This is a genomic window from Bacillus sp. OV322 (genome assembly GCF_900112495.1).
GTDB lineage: Bacteria > Bacillota > Bacilli > Bacillales > DSM-1321 > Peribacillus.
Genome location: NZ_FOMA01000001.1, coordinates 725,418 through 741,990 on the forward strand (window position 1 = coordinate 725,418; position 16,573 = coordinate 741,990).

Annotated in this window: 21 protein-coding genes; all 21 read left to right on the forward strand. The window is 41.9% G+C overall.

The window, feature by feature from the left end:
* Positions 1 to 85: 85 nt before the first annotated feature.
* The 21 genes from fliE to flhB all read left to right on the forward strand — a co-directional run bounded on the left by fliE (position 86) and on the right by flhB (position 16,500).
* Positions 86 to 397, forward strand: a complete 312-nt coding sequence (gene fliE, locus BM126_RS03610; protein WP_090988169.1) for a flagellar hook-basal body complex protein FliE — start codon at positions 86 to 88, stop codon at positions 395 to 397.
* 95 nt (positions 398 to 492) lie between these two features.
* Positions 493 to 2,082, forward strand: coding sequence for a flagellar basal-body MS-ring/collar protein FliF (gene fliF, locus BM126_RS03615; RefSeq protein WP_090988171.1), 1,590 nt, complete (start codon positions 493 to 495; stop codon positions 2,080 to 2,082).
* A gap of 12 nt (positions 2,083 to 2,094) precedes the next feature.
* Positions 2,095 to 3,114 carry a flagellar motor switch protein FliG gene (gene fliG, locus BM126_RS03620; RefSeq protein WP_090988172.1) on the forward strand — a complete coding sequence of 340 codons (1,020 nt, stop codon included), beginning with the start codon at positions 2,095 to 2,097 and terminating at the stop codon, positions 3,112 to 3,114.
* A complete protein-coding gene (gene fliH, locus BM126_RS03625; protein WP_090988173.1) occupies positions 3,098 to 3,874 on the forward strand; it encodes a flagellar assembly protein FliH in 777 nt (258 codons plus the stop codon). Before fliG ends, fliH begins: the two co-directional genes overlap by 17 nt.
* Before the next feature lie 2 nt (positions 3,875 to 3,876).
* Positions 3,877 to 5,193 carry a flagellar protein export ATPase FliI gene (gene fliI / locus BM126_RS03630; protein WP_090988174.1) on the forward strand — a complete coding sequence of 439 codons (1,317 nt, stop codon included), beginning with the start codon at positions 3,877 to 3,879 and terminating at the stop codon, positions 5,191 to 5,193.
* Positions 5,194 to 5,198: 5 nt separating this feature from the next.
* Positions 5,199 to 5,642 (forward strand): flagellar export protein FliJ, encoded by a 444-nt coding sequence (fliJ, locus tag BM126_RS03635; RefSeq protein WP_090988175.1) that lies wholly within the window; start codon positions 5,199 to 5,201, stop codon positions 5,640 to 5,642.
* Positions 5,643 to 5,663: 21 nt separating this feature from the next.
* Positions 5,664 to 6,272 carry a MotE family protein gene (locus BM126_RS03640; RefSeq protein WP_090988176.1) on the forward strand — a complete coding sequence of 203 codons (609 nt, stop codon included), beginning with the start codon at positions 5,664 to 5,666 and terminating at the stop codon, positions 6,270 to 6,272.
* A 49-nt stretch (positions 6,273 to 6,321) separates the two neighbouring features.
* A complete protein-coding gene (locus BM126_RS03645; protein WP_090988177.1) occupies positions 6,322 to 7,677 on the forward strand; it encodes a flagellar hook-length control protein FliK in 1,356 nt (451 codons plus the stop codon).
* An 8-nt stretch (positions 7,678 to 7,685) separates the two neighbouring features.
* Positions 7,686 to 8,336, forward strand: coding sequence for a flagellar hook assembly protein FlgD (gene flgD, locus BM126_RS03650; RefSeq protein ID WP_090988178.1), 651 nt, complete (start codon positions 7,686 to 7,688; stop codon positions 8,334 to 8,336).
* Between the two features lie 12 nt (positions 8,337 to 8,348).
* Positions 8,349 to 8,735: a TIGR02530 family flagellar biosynthesis protein gene (locus BM126_RS03655; RefSeq protein WP_090988179.1), complete on the forward strand. Its 387-nt coding sequence runs from the start codon at positions 8,349 to 8,351 to the stop codon at positions 8,733 to 8,735.
* A 70-nt stretch (positions 8,736 to 8,805) separates the two neighbouring features.
* Entirely contained in the window at positions 8,806 to 9,621 is an 816-nt protein-coding gene (flgG, locus tag BM126_RS03660) for a flagellar basal body rod protein FlgG (RefSeq protein ID WP_090988180.1), read from the forward strand.
* Between the two features lie 50 nt (positions 9,622 to 9,671).
* Entirely contained in the window at positions 9,672 to 9,887 is a 216-nt protein-coding gene (locus BM126_RS03665) for a flagellar FlbD family protein (protein WP_083391979.1), read from the forward strand.
* Positions 9,887 to 10,312, forward strand: a complete 426-nt coding sequence (fliL, locus tag BM126_RS03670) for a flagellar basal body-associated protein FliL (RefSeq protein ID WP_371261393.1) — start codon at positions 9,887 to 9,889, stop codon at positions 10,310 to 10,312. Before BM126_RS03665 ends, fliL begins: the two co-directional genes overlap by 1 nt.
* 49 nt (positions 10,313 to 10,361) lie before the next feature.
* A complete protein-coding gene (gene fliM / locus BM126_RS03675) occupies positions 10,362 to 11,360 on the forward strand; it encodes a flagellar motor switch protein FliM (protein WP_090988182.1) in 999 nt (332 codons plus the stop codon).
* Positions 11,350 to 12,615 carry a flagellar motor switch phosphatase FliY gene (gene fliY / locus BM126_RS03680; RefSeq protein WP_090988183.1) on the forward strand — a complete coding sequence of 422 codons (1,266 nt, stop codon included), beginning with the start codon at positions 11,350 to 11,352 and terminating at the stop codon, positions 12,613 to 12,615. The genes fliM and fliY overlap by 11 nt, the downstream gene beginning before the upstream one ends.
* Before the next feature lie 17 nt (positions 12,616 to 12,632).
* Complete coding sequence (locus BM126_RS03685; protein ID WP_071349513.1) at positions 12,633 to 12,995, forward strand: response regulator; 363 nt, start codon at positions 12,633 to 12,635, stop codon at positions 12,993 to 12,995.
* Between the two features lie 21 nt (positions 12,996 to 13,016).
* Positions 13,017 to 13,679 (forward strand): flagellar biosynthetic protein FliO, encoded by a 663-nt coding sequence (locus BM126_RS03690; RefSeq protein ID WP_090988184.1) that lies wholly within the window; start codon positions 13,017 to 13,019, stop codon positions 13,677 to 13,679.
* A gap of 8 nt (positions 13,680 to 13,687) precedes the next feature.
* Positions 13,688 to 14,341 (forward strand): flagellar type III secretion system pore protein FliP, encoded by a 654-nt coding sequence (gene fliP / locus BM126_RS03695; protein WP_371261405.1) that lies wholly within the window; start codon positions 13,688 to 13,690, stop codon positions 14,339 to 14,341.
* Positions 14,342 to 14,358: 17 nt separating this feature from the next.
* Positions 14,359 to 14,628 carry a flagellar biosynthesis protein FliQ gene (gene fliQ / locus BM126_RS03700; RefSeq protein ID WP_071349516.1) on the forward strand — a complete coding sequence of 90 codons (270 nt, stop codon included), beginning with the start codon at positions 14,359 to 14,361 and terminating at the stop codon, positions 14,626 to 14,628.
* 2 nt (positions 14,629 to 14,630) lie between these two features.
* Positions 14,631 to 15,407 (forward strand): flagellar biosynthetic protein FliR, encoded by a 777-nt coding sequence (gene fliR / locus BM126_RS03705; protein ID WP_090988186.1) that lies wholly within the window; start codon positions 14,631 to 14,633, stop codon positions 15,405 to 15,407.
* Between the two features lies 1 nt (position 15,408).
* Positions 15,409 to 16,500 carry a flagellar biosynthesis protein FlhB gene (flhB, locus tag BM126_RS03710; RefSeq protein WP_090988187.1) on the forward strand — a complete coding sequence of 364 codons (1,092 nt, stop codon included), beginning with the start codon at positions 15,409 to 15,411 and terminating at the stop codon, positions 16,498 to 16,500.
* Positions 16,501 to 16,573 lie beyond the last annotated feature (73 nt).

The window sequence follows — 16,573 nt, forward strand, 5'->3', positions numbered from 1 at the left end:
ATAAGTACTGTGGGGCTGCTGATTATGATTCGGGAAAATTGCCGGGCCAGAGCCCTTATAAGCACACAGACAGGAGAATGATAGAATGCAGGGAATAAACCTGAACCCGGGCAACAGCATTTTTGCTGCAGGGAATACAACAGCTGCAGCCCAATCCGCTACACCATATGAATCTCAAAAAAGTTTTGCGTCCGTATTGAAGGATTCTATTGAAAAAGTAAACGAAGCACAGGTAAATTCGGATACATTGACTCAAAAGCTTGCCAATGGCGGAAACGTTGATCTTCATCAGGTAATGATCGCTTCCCAGCAGGCGAACATCACCATGCAGGCAGCACTTGAGGTGCGAAATAAAGTGGTAGAAGCATATCAGGAAATCATGAGAATGAATATATAGCTTCATTTTGAAACCTCTAAAGTACCAGGAAACGATGTGCAGGATAGAAATCACTATCCTGTCATAAATTCAAAGAGATTAACCGGGGGATTGAAATGAATGAAGCATTATTAAACTTTAAAAATAGAATTACTGGTTACTGGTCCGGGAGCACTAAAAAGCAGAAAACAATCTTTTTTGGCATTCTTGGATTAGTGGCCCTTATTATTGCGCTAACCGTATTCCTGACTTCCAGAACTACGCTTGTTCCGTTATACAGCAATTTATCACCTTCAGAGACAGGCAATATAAAAGCAAATCTGGATGGCAAAGGAATACAGTCGCAAATTGCAGATGGCGGAAAGACAATCATGGTGCCTGATGACAGTGTGGATACGCTAAAGGTTGAGCTGGCTGCTGAGGGTATTCCAAAGTCCGGAAGCATCGACTATTCATTTTTTGGACAAAATGCCGGAATGGGCATGACAGAAAATGAATTTGGTGTACTCAAATTGGATGCCATGCAAACAGAGCTGTCAGATTTAATAAAAAATATTGATGGAGTGGATGATGCAAAGGTCATGATCACCCTTCCAGAAAAAGGCGTTTTTGTCAGCGACAATGAAGAACAGGCTTCTGCTTCCATTGTTCTTAACACAAAGCCTGGATATCAATTTGAGGATAGCCAGATCAAGGCACTTTATCATTTGGTTTCAAAAAGTGTTCCCAACCTTCCTACAGATAATATCGTCATCATGAATCAAAACTTTGAGTATTTTGACTTGAAAAGCGATAGCGATACGAGTGCAGGTGCAACTTTTGCCACACAGCAGGAAGTGAAAAAAGGCATAGAACGCGATATTCAAAGACAGGTTCAAACCATGCTCGGAACTTTGATGGGCCAGAACAAGGTTGTCATTTCTGTAACGGCAGATGTTGACTTTACACAGGAGAAAAGAGAAGAAAACCTGGTTACTCCGGTTGATAAAGCGAATATGGCTGGGATTGCCATCTCTGCAAAAAGAATTAATGAAACGTATACAGGAAAAGGTGCTGCAGGCGGTGTGCCGTCCGGTTCAAATCCTGGGGATTCACTTGCATCCAATTATGTTTCAGGAACAGACGGCAATGGGGATTATGAACGAAAAGAAGAAACGATCAATAATGAAGTTAACAGAATAAAAAAACAAATAGTTGAAAGTCCATATAAAGTAAGAGATTTAGGAATTCAGGTAATGGTGGAGCCTCCGAAGCCAAATAAACCTTCATCTCTGCCGCAGGCGCGTGTTAGCGATATAACGAAGATGCTAGGAACAATCGTGCGCACATCCATTGATAAAGGGGCTAATGCACAGCCATTAACCAACCAGGACATTGCAAATAAAATTGCAGTAACTGTCCAGCCTTTCAATGGGAAGACAACTTTTACCCAGCCTGCACAAACTTCTATTCCGTTATGGATCTATATAGCAGGAGGCGTTTTGCTGCTTGCAGTCATTATTCTGCTGATTTTATTTATCCGGTCAAGACGGAGAACAGAATATGAGGAGATACTGGAAGAAGAGGTAACAATTCAAAATATGCCGGATCTCAATGATGAAATAGAAACCGAAGCTGGAATGAAAAGAAAACAGCTTGAAAAACTTGCCAAAGAAAAGCCAGATGAGTTTGCTAAATTATTAAGAAGCTGGATTGCAGAAGATTAGGGAGGATATGAATTGAGCGAGAGAAAGAAAAAAGGCGGACTTACAGGAAAGCAAAAAGCAGCTATCCTGCTCATTTCCCTAGGACCGGATGTATCTGCTTCTGTATACAAGCATTTGTCTGAGGAAGAAATTGAGCGGCTGACACTTGAAATTTCTGGAGTGAGAAAAGTAGATTCACAGGAAAAAGAAGAAATTATGGATGAGTTCCATAATATTGCTCTTGCACAGGATTATATTTCGCAGGGTGGGATTGGATATGCTAAGCAAGTCCTTGAAAAGGCCCTTGGTACAGATCAGGCAGCAGCCATTATTAACCGGCTTACCTCTTCGCTGCAGGTGCGGCCATTTGATTTTGCGAGGAAAGCGGATCCTGCCCAAATATTGAACTTTATACAAAATGAACATCCGCAAACCATTGCGCTGATACTTTCCTATCTTGACCCTGCGCAGGCAGGCCAGATCCTATCAGAATTGCCTCAGGAGGTTCAGGCGGATATCGCCAGGAGAATTGCACTGATGGACAGTACATCTCCTGAAATAATCAATGAGGTCGAACAAATCCTGGAAAGAAAGCTTTCAGCAACCGTTACACAGGATTACACTCAAACAGGCGGTGTGGAAGCGGTAGTGGATGTATTGAACGGTGTCGACCGTTCTACAGAGCGGACTATTCTTGACGCCCTTGAAATACAGGATCCAGAGCTCGCAGAAGAAATCAAGAAAAGGATGTTTGTATTTGAGGACATTGTTACGCTTGATGGCAGAGCCATACAGAGAGTTGTACGTGATTCGGATAATGAAGATTTAAAGCTGTCGCTTAAAGTGGCAAGCGAAGAAGTCAAAGAGATTGTTTTCAAGAATATGTCTAAACGCATGGTGGATACCTTCCAGGAAGAAATGGAATATATGGGTCCTGTGCGCCTTAGAGAGGTGGAAGAGGCCCAGTCTCGGATTGTTGCTGTTATTCGAAGGCTTGAAGAGTCAGGAGAAATTGTCGTAGCCCGTGGCGGAGGAGATGATATTATTGTCTAGGATCATTAAGTCTTATCACGCGGCAGCAGAAAAAGCGGGGAATAAGACTATTAAAATCCGTGAATTCAGTTCATTTTCACATGCTGAAGAAGACATGGATGATCCTCTTGATGCCGCCCATGCTCATGCACATGCAGCTGAAAAGGCAAGGCATGAAGCGGAAGAAATACTGAACGGGGCAAGGAGCAGGGCCAATGAATTAATTCAGGAAGCGCAGGCTCAAAAAGAATTCTGGGAACAAACCGAGAAACAGCAATATATTCAGCAGGCTTTTGACCAAGGCTACCAGGAAGGATTGGAGTCTGGAAGGCAAAGAGGCTACGGGGAAATGGCACAGTCCATTGAGTTTGCCAAAACGGTAGTTGAAGCTTCAAAAAAAGACTATCAGCAGCATATTGAGTCTTCAGAAAAAATTATTCTCGAGCTGGGCATTTCTGTGGCTGAAAAAATTATCGGCAAAGCAATGGAAACAGATTCGGAGTATTTCTTTTCTGCAGTGAAAAAAGCGATTAAAAATGCAAGGGAATATAGAGATATCCAGCTTCATGTCCACCCGGCACATTATGAATTCATTTTATCCCGGAAAGAAGAGCTGCTAAGCATATTTCCAAAAGAAACTGATTTCTATGTCTACCCAGATCATGATTTGAATGAAGGCAGCTGTATCATAGAATCCCAGAACGGGCGAATCGATGCCAGCATTGACACACAGCTGGAGGTAATCAAACAAAAACTCGCGGATATGCTGGAAGGGGAATGATAATGAAGGCTTCTGATCTGCTTCCTTTGATTGATGATTGTCCTGCGGTTAAACATTATGGCAGGGTTAAACGGGTAGTGGGGCTAATGATCGAATCACAGGGTCCTGAAAGTTCCGTAGGCGATGTTTGTTATATTCATGCCGGAATAAAGGGCAAAAAAAGAATCATCCAAGCAGAAGTGGTCGGTTTCCGGGAAGAAATGGTGATACTGATGCCGTATGATGCCATCAGTGATATATCTCCTGGATGCATGGTAGAAGCGTCCTCCCAGTCACTTCAGGTTAAGGTCGGTTCAGGGCTTATCGGACAGGTGGTTGATTCATTGGGAAATCCTTTGGATGGCTCTGCACTTCCAAAAGGACTTGCATCAGTGCCCATAGACAGGGATCCCCCTAACCCGATGGAAAGACCTCCCATAAACGAACCCATTGATGTAGGTGTCAGAATGATTGATAGCCTGCTCACTGTCGGCAAGGGACAGCGTGTGGGGATTTTTGCAGGAAGCGGAGTAGGGAAAAGCACTTTGCTAGGCATGGTCGCAAGAAATACAAATGCCGATTTAAATGTAATCGGGCTGATTGGTGAGCGAGGGAGAGAAGTCAGGGAATTTATTGAAAAGGATCTTGGCCCTGAAGGACTTGCAAGATCCATTGTTGTAGTGGCTACATCAGACCAGCCTGCATTAATGAGGATTAAAGGGGCATTGACAGCGACAGCTATCGCTGAGTATTTTCGCGATAAAGGGATGAATGTCATGCTGATGATGGATTCTGTCACACGGGTTGCCATGGCCCAGCGGGAAATTGGACTTGCCATTGGCGAGCCTCCAACTACCAAAGGTTATACTCCTTCTGTTTTTTCGATATTGCCGAGGCTTTTAGAAAGGACCGGAACGAACAAACAGGGATCGATCACAGCGTTTTACACCGTATTGGTTGACGGAGATGATATGAATGAGCCTATCGCCGATGCAGTAAGAGGGATTCTCGACGGGCACTTTGTTCTAGACCGCCAATTAGCCAATAAAGGCCAGTTTCCCGCAATTAATGTTCTGAAAAGCATAAGCAGGGTCATGAATGGGATTGTCGGCCAGGAACATAAAGAGTCGGCGGAAAGACTAAGATCCTCTTTATCTACTTATATAGAGTCCGAAGACTTAATAAACATTGGTGCCTATAAAAGAGGCTCATCTAAAGACATCGATGAGGCAATGATAAAACAGCCGGGAATCATTTCTTTTTTAAAACAGGGAACACATGAAAAAATGTCCAAGGACGAAAGCATCCAGACTCTTTTGAATTTGATGGAAATGGAGTAGATTGAATGATTTATAAGTACAAATTTGACAAAATTCTGACCATCAGGGAAAAGGAAAAAGAAGATGCCTTGGCAAAATATCATGGTGCTTTGAAGGAGTTCGAAGAGGCTGCAGAAAAGCTTTATAAATTGCTGAAGAAAAAAGAAGATTTGCAGAAATTCCAGGAAGAAAAACTTAACAAAGGGCTTTCGGTACAGGAAATCAGGCATAATCAGTCTTTTATGGATAATCTCGAGAAACTAATCGAGCATTCCCAGCTTCAGGTGCTGCAAGCCAGAGAAAGAATGATCAGACAGCAGGAGAGCTTGATGCAGAAGAATATGGAAGTTAAGAAATATGAAAAAATGAAAGAAACAGATTTTATCAGATTCCTTGATAGCTTAAAAGCAGATGAAAACAAGAATATGGACGAAATTTCAATCAGGCAGTTCATGAATAAGGACTACTAGGAAACTGCAAGGAGCAAATGCATGGATAAAGAAGAAAAAAAATACAATAGGCTTCAATGGTTTCTTTTTGTCGTGCTGATCCCGCTTTTATTTACCATCACGATTGCCTTAATTGTCCTTTCGTTTGCCGGGGTTAATGTAATGCATGCTTCAAAATCCCTGGCTGATAATATCCCGTTCATTTCTAAAATGACGGGCAGCGGCGATAAGAATAACAAGGCGGCAAAAGAAGGCAGTACTGATTCAAAAAAGGAGCTTGCACAATTAGAAGCTGGTATAAAAAGCAAAACAGCAGAAGTTGCTAAACTTGAAAATATTATTGACAGCAAAGATCAGGAAATCCAGCGGAGCAGTGCTGAAAAGCAGCAGCTGGAAAACGAGATAAAAGACTTGAATGCCGCACAAGCTGATAACAAAAGAGCAATGAAGGATATTGTCACAACTTATGAAACAATGGCACCAAAAAAAGCGGCCCCCATTTTAACTAAGATGCCAGATGATAATGCTGTGAAGATTCTAAGCAAAATAAAAGCGGCGTCATTAGCTGCAATCATGGAACAGATGCAGCCTGCAGATGCAGCACGCCTGACAAAAAAGCTGACTGATTTCAATCAGCAGCAAACTCCGTAGTGCAAGATCTATATTAAAGGAGGTGAGAAACATAAATATTGAAAGTATTATGCCAGCAAAGGGAAACCAGCAGGTCCAATTGGCCCAGAAGGCGGATGGAGCCATAGACGCCTCCCAAACATTGGGGAAATTCGGTTCGGTATTAGAAGCGGCTATATCCTTGAATGGAAATGATCAGCCCGTTAAAGAGGGCAGCAGCCAGGTACAGAACCAGCTGAAGGCGATAAAAGAAATTCTTTCATTCCTGCAGATGGACAGCAGTAAAGCAGATGAAAACAATAGCCCATTGCCTGAAGATCTATCAGTGAATCCAGGAAGTTCTGCATTATCCGAATTAATAAGTTCGCTATTAAAGGACAGCAGTGAAGATGAGGCCGAAACCATAACAAAGCTTCTTGGCGGCAAGGCAGCCTCCCTAAAAGAAGACAGTAAAGACAATTCAGGTAATTCAAATGAGGATAACAGTTTTGCCGGGAATATCCTGCAGCTGCTTACTCTTGTTCAGGATTTATCTAAGCTAAAGCCTGAGGATTGGAAAAAAATTGATCTAAAAGGTGCAGCTGAAGTATTAAAGGCGGCAAAAATCCAGGTGCTCATTACTCCTTATCAGGATATGACCCATAAAGATGCGGAATTAAGCCATCAATTGAAGAGTTTTCTTGAGAAAATTTCAGGAACACTTCAAAATATTGCAGAAAATGAAACTTTGCCTAAAGGAAAAAGCTTTTCATCAACTTTGCTAACAGCCGTGGACAATAAAGAAAATAAGTCTTTAGACATCCTCAAAAGTGCTTATTCCCGGATTATTGGGGACTCAAACACATTAACAGGAAAAAATGAAAAAACTGGAATGCAGGAAAAATCGGGTGATGCCGACATGCAGCCCCGTACAATAAATTCACTGCACCTTCAAATTACTAAATTAGAACAATTTGTGCTAAAAACTGAGAAAAACGGACAGCCGGTCAATCAGGAGCAATTTATTAAAGCGTTTGAAACCATATTGAGCAAAGCTCAATTAACCGGACCCGGAGGCATGCAAAAACTCCTTATAAAATTGAATCCGGAAAATCTGGGATCATTGAAAATTGAGATTATGCAGAAGGATTCAGTTATGACGGCAAAAATAGTTGCTACTACAGCCAAGGCAAAAGATATGCTGGAAACACAATTGCAAAGTGTAAAACAGGCACTATCCAGCCAGAATCTGCAGCTGGAAAAAATAGAAATTTCACAAACTGCTGGAAGCTTTTCACAGGAACGATTCTTTTCAAGAAACGGAGACAATCCTGGGCACCAGGAGAGGCAAAAACAGGAACAAATTAAAGAGGATGCCGATGAAAACCGCGACCGCGACCCTTTCAGTGACCGGTTTGCTGAAGTGCTACTTAATATGAAAGTGTAGGTGAAAATATGGCATCGATAGATACATCACTGCTGCTGTCAAGCTATCAAAACAAGCAGGAAAGAAAAACCGGGGATACACTTGGAAAAGACGATTTCCTGAAATTGCTGATGACCCAGCTGCAGAACCAGGATCCGACTAATCCTATGCAGGATAAAGATTTCATTGCACAGATGGCACAATTTTCAACATTGGAACAGATCACAAATATGACAGCAAGCATTGATAAATTTGTCCAGACAGAGCTGCAGAATAAAATGATTGCTTATAACTCTTTTGTCGGAAAAAATGTAACCTGGCATAAAATTGCGGATAATGCAGATCAAAATGCTGAACAATCCTTTGATACCGGAAGCGGCACAGTAACTTCCCTTCAATTTAAGGATGACAGTGTTTATTTCATTCTGGATGATGGAACGAAGCTTGAGCCGGCCAACATTTCCCAGGTGAATGATACTGCAGCCAGCGCAGGAAATAACCTGTTTTCTGCAAGTGAGCTGATTGGTAAATCCGTCACATGGCTAGACGGCAGCCAAAATGAAACCACTGCCTCTGTAAAATCCGTTTCCATGAAAGACGGTAAAACATTATTTGAACTGAATGATGCAGCAGGCACGAAATTAAGTGCAAACCAAATTATTAAAATAGCAAGTTCATAAAGGGGCGGTCTTATGGAAAAACCAGTTTTCAGGCCGGTAACACAAAACCCGATTGTATTTCCTTTAAATGGTGCAGGTGTTAGAAAAAAGGCACAGACAGGATTTGCAGGCCATTTGGAGCAGGCAGCCAGAGGTAACGATAAGCTTACCCTCTCAAAGCATGCCCAGCTTAGACTGACTCAAAGAAATATACAAATCGACCAAAGCCTCTGGGGGAAAATAGAAACAAGTGTGAAGGAAGCAAGAAAAAAGGGCGTTACTGAATCTCTTGTGCTGACAAAAGATGCGGCACTTGTGGTAAGCGCCAAGAATAACACTGTGATCACTGCCATGGACAGGGATGAAGCATCATCCCAGATATTCACCAATATAAACGGAACGATCATCCTAGATCGATAAGGCTGGACCTGAAAAGGGGGCCTCGGCTGCGGAATGACAGAAGCAGCCAAATAGAAAGGGGAACGTACACATGCTTCGTTCAATGTACTCGGGAATCAGCGGAATGAAAAACTTCCAGACAAAATTAGATGTAATCGGCAATAATATTGCCAATGTCAATACCTATGGTTTTAAAAAGGGAAGAACCGTCTTTAAGGATATGGTCAGCCAGACAATGCAGGGGGCATCCGGTCCATCTTCTGCGACTGGAAAAGGAGGCATTAACCCTAAGCAAGTCGGGCTTGGAGCTCAAATGTCCGCAATTGATACCATCGATACACAGGGTTCCATGCAGACAACAGGGAGAACCCTTGATCTGGCCATTTCAGGTGATGGCTATTTCACTGTGCAAACTAAAGGAACTTCCCCAGATGAATATTATACTAGAGCAGGTAATTTCTACCTGGATAATGCTGGTAACAATGTTGCTAACATTGTAAATAGCGATGGATTATATCTAAAAGGAGCAACCGGTGCTATATCTATCCCAACGGATGCGAAAGACATAACGGTCGGCAAGGATGGAACTATTTCTTACACAAGTTCCAATGGAACCTTAACGACAGCAGGTCAAATTCAAATGGCTAAGTTCCCAAATCCGGGAGGTCTTTCTAAAGCAGGTAACAACCTCTTTAAAGATACAAACAACTCTGGAGCTCCTGTATCTGGAGCATCTGGAACGAATGGTTTGGGTTCTGTTGAATCAGGCATGCTCGAAATGTCGAATGTCGACCTTTCCGAAGAATTCACTGACATGATTGTGGCTCAGCGCGGATTCCAGGCTAATACACGCATCATAACTACATCTGACCAGATCCTTGAAGAGCTTGTAAATCTAAAACGATAAGGTAAGGGAGGGAGGGAGCTTGAGATCTTTGTTCTTTAGCTCCTATAAAAATTATTAAAGTAACGAGATTAAACGGAAAAAGTTTTACGGTCAATGCTCTTTATATAGAAACGGTTGAATCGCACCCGGATACGACCATTACATTCACAAATGGAAAGAAGATTATAGTCAGTGAGCCGGAAGATGAAATAACACGTTCGATCATTGCCTTTTATCAAGCCGTAAATGTTCTCGGATTTCGTCATGACCTGGAGGATAATGAATAATGAAAAATAAGCTTGTTACAATAATGGTGATTATACTGGTGTCCATCACATTAGTCGGGGTGCTTGCTGTGGTGGCCATTACAAAATTCAATGGAAGCGGAGAAAAAAAAGAGCCTTCCATCGAAGAAATTGTGAAATCATCAGTTGATATTCCTGAAATCACTACCAACCTTGGAAGCGGGGACTTTATTAAAATATCGTTTACCATCCAAACAGACAGCACCGATGCTAAAAAGGAGCTTGAACAAAGGACTTTTCAGGTAAAAAACATCATTATAACTGAGTTATCAGATATGAAACCCGAGGCATTAAAAGGCAAAGCCGGCAAGATTAAATTTGAAGAACAACTGAAAACAAAGGTCAATGCTCTTATGAAAGAAGGACACATTGTACAGGTTTACATAACCTCCTCTATCCTTCAATAAAGGATATTAGCCTAAAACCAGCAATCTAGGATACTTGGGAGGTGATGCTATGTCTGGTGAAGTACTTTCGCAAAACGAAATAGATGCTCTTCTCTCCGCACTTTCCACTGGGGAAATGGATGCGGATGAATTGAAAAAAGAAGAGTCAGAGAAAAAAGTAAAAGTTTATGATTTTAAGAGAGCATTGCGCTTTTCCAAAGATCAAATCCGAAGCCTGACAAGGATCCATGAAAACTTTGCGAGGCTTTTGACAACATACTTTTCCGCTCAGCTACGCACATATGTCCAAATTACCGTGGCTTCGGCTGATCAGATACCTTATGAGGAATTTATCCGGTCAATCCCGAAAATGACGATATTAAATGTTTATGAGGTGCCGCCGTTAGATGGAAGAATCCTTATGGAAGTAAATCCGAATATTGCCTATGCCATGATGGACCGGGTGCTTGGCGGACGCGGAGCAAGTGTGAATAAGGTTGATAACCTGACAGAGATTGAAACAAGAATCATGTCCAATCTTTTCGAAAAAGGTTTTGAAAATCTTCAGGAAGCCTGGGCAGGCGTTTCAGTAATAGAACCGATCCTTACCGACTTTGAGGTGAACCCTCAATTTCTGCAACTGGTTTCCCCGAATGAAACGGTGGTAGTCATTTCGTTAAATACCCAGATTGGCGAAACAAGCGGGATGATTAATATCTGCATACCGCACGTTGTCCTGGAACCGATCATTCCAAAGTTATCTGTTCATTATTGGATGCAGACATCTAAGAAGGAAAGATTGCCTGAAGAAATTGAAACCTTGGAAAATCGGGTGAAACATGCCCAGCTGCCGATTATTGCGGAGCTTGGACTAACTGATATCTCAATCAATGACTTTCTCCACTTAGATACCGGGGACATTATCGAACTGAATCAGTCCATTGATGCGCCATTAACCATCATGGTAGGCCAAGTCCCTAAATTCACAGGGCAGCCAGGCAAGGCCGGCAAAAAAATAGCCATCCAAATATTAGATACTTTGAAGGGGGGAGACGAAGATGGTGAGTGATGAAATGCTTTCGCAGGACGAAATTGATGCCCTCTTAAGAGGGACGGATGATACCGGCGAAACAGCTGCTCCAAATGTGGAAGACTTTTTAACTTCAATGGAACAAGATGCCCTTGGCGAAGTTGGAAATATATCTTTTGGAAGCTCCGCTACTGCTTTGTCAACTTTATTAAATCAAAAGGTTGAAATAACGACTCCATCTGTTAGCTTAATCGAGAGAAACAGGATTTCAGAGGAATTTCCTCAGCCTTATGTAGCCATACAGGTAAATTACACAGAAGGATTTGCAGGTGTGAACCTTCTTGTTATAAAACAAAGCGATGCAGCCATTATTGCCGATTTAATGCTGGGCGGGAATGGAATCGAACCGGCAGATCTACTTGGAGAAATTCAGCTCAGCGCCGTACAGGAAGCCTTTAACCAGATGATGGGATCTGCGGCGACTTCTATGTCAACCATTTTCAGTAAAAAGGTCGACATTTCGCCGCCGACGATTGATATTTTGAATATTGAAGAAGGACAAGGAGAAGAGACCATTCCCCAGGAAGATTATCTTGCCAAAATTTCCTTCAGGCTAAAAGTGGGGGAATTGATTGATTCATCGATCATGCAGCTTCTTCCTTTGCATTTTGCAAAAAGTCTTGTAGACCAATTGCTGAATCCGCAGAGCGATGAAGCATTCGTGTCCAATGGTTCGCCAGCGGGACATGAACAAAATCATGTCAAAGAAACACAGCAGGCTCCTTCTGCATCTTCCCATACAAAGGCGGTTCAGGAGAGCCGGATTTCCAATGAACATCAGCAATCCTATAATGGAAATGACCATGCATATGGAGGAGACACACAGCAGCACACACAGGCTTCTGCTCCGGTGCACCAAAACCCTGGAACTCCTCAGCATTTGGGATCTTCATATCAAGATACCAATCAGAAAGTGGATGTACAGCCGGCAAGTTTTTCAGAATTCCAGCCATATCCTTTGCAGGAGACGGAAACGAAAAACCTTAACATGCTATTGGACATACCCTTACAGGTAACGGTGGAGCTTGGAAGAACTAATCGTTCGGTAAAGGAAATTCTTGAATTATCTTCAGGATCCATCATCGAACTTGATAAGCTGGCAGGAGAACCGGTTGATATCCTGGTTAACAGCCGACTGATAGCCAAAGGAGAAGTAGTTGTCATTGATGAAAACTTCGGAGTAAGAGTCACAGATATAGTCAGTCAAACAGATCGTTTAAAAAAACTTAGATAATCAGGGGGAAAATAAAAATGGCACACAAAATATTGATTGTTGATGATGCAGCTTTCATGAGGATGATGATTAAGGATATTTTATCAAAAAATGGTTTTGAAATTGTAGGAGAAGCAGCAGACGGGGCACAGGCAGTGGAAAAATACCGTGAAACACAGCCTGACCTGGTCACAATGGATATTACAATGCCTGAAATGGATGGCATTTCTGCCTTGAAGGAAATTAAAAAACTAAATCCTAATGCCAAGGTCATCATGTGCTCCGCCATGGGGCAGCAGGCGATGGTAATCGATGCCATCCAGGCCGGCGCAAAAGACTTTATCGTTAAACCATTCCAGGCAGACCGTGTATTAGAGGCTATTAATAAAACATTAAGCTAACACATAAGAGGTGTCATCATCTTGGCGTTCATAACAAAAATAACTTTTACTTTGCTGCTTCTTTTTGCTGCCCCTATTACTTCGGCTGATTTTGCACATGCCTCTTCTTTTGATAAAAGTGTAAAAGATGCTTATGCCAAGCCCAATGACGATCAGGGAAACAGCAAAAAAGAAACAGCAAAAGAATCTGCAAACCTCCAAGCGGGAAGTGCCGGATTAACATTCATGGACTTTTTACGGGTAATCCTCGCTACGATATTTGTAGTGGCACTTCTTTATCTGCTGCTCAGGTTTATGAATAAAAAAAGCAAGGCCTATCAAAAAGCAAACTTTATCGAAAATCTGGGCGGTGCAAGCCTTGGCTCAAACCGCTCTGTCCAGCTCATAAAGGTGGGGGGCAGGATGCTTGTTGTGGGAGTAGGAGAAAACATACAGCTGCTGAAGGAAATAGATGATCAAGCAGAGTATAAGGAAATCCTTGAAAATTACAATGGCAGAATGGATCATTTGCTTCAGCCGGCTGATATTCTTTCAAAGTTGAAAAAGAAGATGAACAGCAAAAAAAATGAAGGTTCGGGCGGTTCAAGCTTTTCGCTGCGGCTGAAAGAACAGCTCGCAGAAATGTCTGAAAGCAGAAAAAGGACTTTTAAGGAAATGGAAAAGAAGGGAAGAGACACAGAGTGAATCAGTTCATGGAGTTTTTTAACAGCAGCGATCCCGGAAATGTGTCTACTTCCGTAAAACTAGTCCTTATGCTTACTGTGCTGTCGCTTGCGCCAAGCATCCTGATTTTGATGACCTGCTTTACGAGGATTATTATCGTGCTGAGTTTTGTTAGAACATCGCTTGCAACACAGCAAATGCCTCCCAATCAAGTAATTGTAGGGCTTGCGCTCTTTCTGACATTTTTCATTATGGCTCCCACTTTTCAGCAGGTTAATGAAAAGGCCCTCACTCCATTATTTGAGGAGAAAATTAATCTTGAACAGGCATATGACCGTGCGTCCGTGCCATTCAAAGAATTCATGAGCGCCCATACCAGGCAAAAAGATCTTGCTTTATTCCTGGATTATGCAAAAATAAGCAAACCAAAAACCATTCAGGATATCCCATTGACAGCCATGGTTCCTGCATATGCAATAAGTGAAATTAAAACAGCATTTCAAATAGGCTTCATGATTTTTATACCCTTTCTTGTCATTGATATGGTTATTGCGAGTGTGCTTATGTCAATGGGAATGATGATGCTGCCGCCGGTAATGATTTCCCTGCCATTTAAGATCCTTCTATTTGTTCTGGTGGACGGCTGGTATTTAGTTGTGAAATCCTTATTACAAAGCTTTTAGTAAAGCAGGTGAAGAATATGAGTCCAGATTTTGTTGTTCAAGTTGCCAAGCAAGGCATTTATACCATCCTGATTGTTTGCGGGCCGCTCATACTGATAGCTCTTGGTGTTGGCCTTCTTGTGAGCATATTCCAGGCGACCACGCAAATCCAGGAACAGACCCTTGCGTTTGTCCCGAAAATTGTAGCGGTGCTGCTGGGTTTGATTCTGCTCGGCCCGTGGATGCTGAGCCATATGCTGTCATATGCAAATGAAATATTCAGCAATCTGAATCAGTTTGTAGGTTAATCATGCAAAATATATTGCCTTATTTTCCTGCATTTTTATTAGTGTTCGTGCGTGTGTCTTCATTTTTTGTGACCATGCCGTTTTTCTCATACCGTACTGTGCCCAGTTCCCATCGGATAGGCCTCAGTTTTTTTCTTTCCTGGATTATGTACTATTCAATTAAGGCACCCATTCTTGAATTGGATTCAGCCTATTTCCTGCTCATATTAAAAGAGATACTAGTAGGTTTGATGATTGGTTTCGCAGCCTATATGATACTTTCCGCTGTACAGATTGCAGGCGGATTCATTGATTTTCAGCTTGGCTTCAGCATTGCCAATGTAATTGATCCCCAGACCGGTACCCAAAGTCCGCTCACTGGCCAATACTTATATACCATCGCTCTGTTATTTTTATTAGGATCAGACGGCCACCACTTATTGATGGATGGCATATTTTACAGTTATCAGTTTATCCCGATAGACAAAATGTTCATTCCATTTGGCAGCGAAAATCTTATGCTGTATATGGTTAAGGCTTTTAACCAGACTTTCATTATTGCCTTTCAGATGTCCATACCTGTTGTGGGGAGTTTGTTTCTGGTAGACGTGGGGCTTGGAATTGTTGCGCGGACTGTCCCGCAGTTAAATATTTTCGTAGTGGGGATACCAGTTAAAATTGCCGCAGGGTTTCTCGTTCTTATCGCTGTAATGGGCATGATGATGATGGCTGTGCAGCATCTATTTGGGTATTTGCTCATTACCATGAGAGGGCTGATGAAGCTCATGGGAGGAACATAGGATGGATTTAAACTGGCTTCGTTTGGATCTGCAATTTTTCGCAGGGGAAAAAACAGAAAAGGCTACACCAAAAAAGAGAGAAGATGCCAAAAAAAAGGGGCAGGTGGCAAAAAGCCAGGATATCAATACAGCTGCCGTTTTGCTTGCTGTTTTTCTGGTTCTGTTATTTTCAGGCACTTATATGAAAGATCAGTTTTTAGGTCTTATGAAGGAATCTTTTCAAAAAGATTTTATGCTTTATAAACTGACAGAAGAAAATACCCAGGCCATGCTTGTTCATATACTGAAAAAAATGGCCCTTATACTGGCCCCGATTCTTGGAGCAGCATTAGCTGCAGCGGTAGCAGCCAATTTTATGCAGGTAGGATTCTTATTTTCCACAGAAAGCATTCAATTTAAACTCGATAAAATAGACCCAATAAAGGGTTTTAAACGAATATTTTCTCTTAGGGCAATCGTCGAACTTTTAAAATCTATTTTAAAAATATCATTCGTAGGCCTGGTAACCTTTTTTGTTATCTGGCAGCGAATGGATGAAATCATGACACTTTCTCAAAAAAGTGCAGGGATGGCGATGATTACGCTGGCCGATATCACGGTAAAAGTGGGCCTGTATGCAACAGGTGCTTTACTGTTTTTGTCTCTTTTGGATTACATGTATCAAAAATTTGACTTCGAAAAAAATATTCGGATGTCCAAGCAGGATATCAAGGACGAATATAAAAATATAGAGGGCGATCCTTTAATAAAGTCGAAAATTAAACAAAAGCAAAGGGAAATGGCCATGCAGCGGATGATGCAGGAAGTTCCGAAAGCAGATGTGGTCATCACAAACCCGACACATTTTGCCATAGCCCTTAAATATGATGAAGATAAACTGGATGCACCCTTTGTAATTGCAAAAGGTGCTGACTTTATCGCCCAGAAAATAAAACTTGTTGCAAAAGAAAATGACATCATTATGATGGAAAATCGGCCTCTCGCAAGGGCGCTTTATGATCAGACTGAAATAGGCCAGGCGATTCCTGAAGAATTCTTCAAAGCAATTGCTGAAATTCTGGCTTTTGTATATAAGACAAAAGGTAAGATATAAAATTGGACAGGCTGTAAATGCCTCGAACACTTGATTTAAACACGCAGTAAAAATCAGTTAGGAGAGAAAAGTA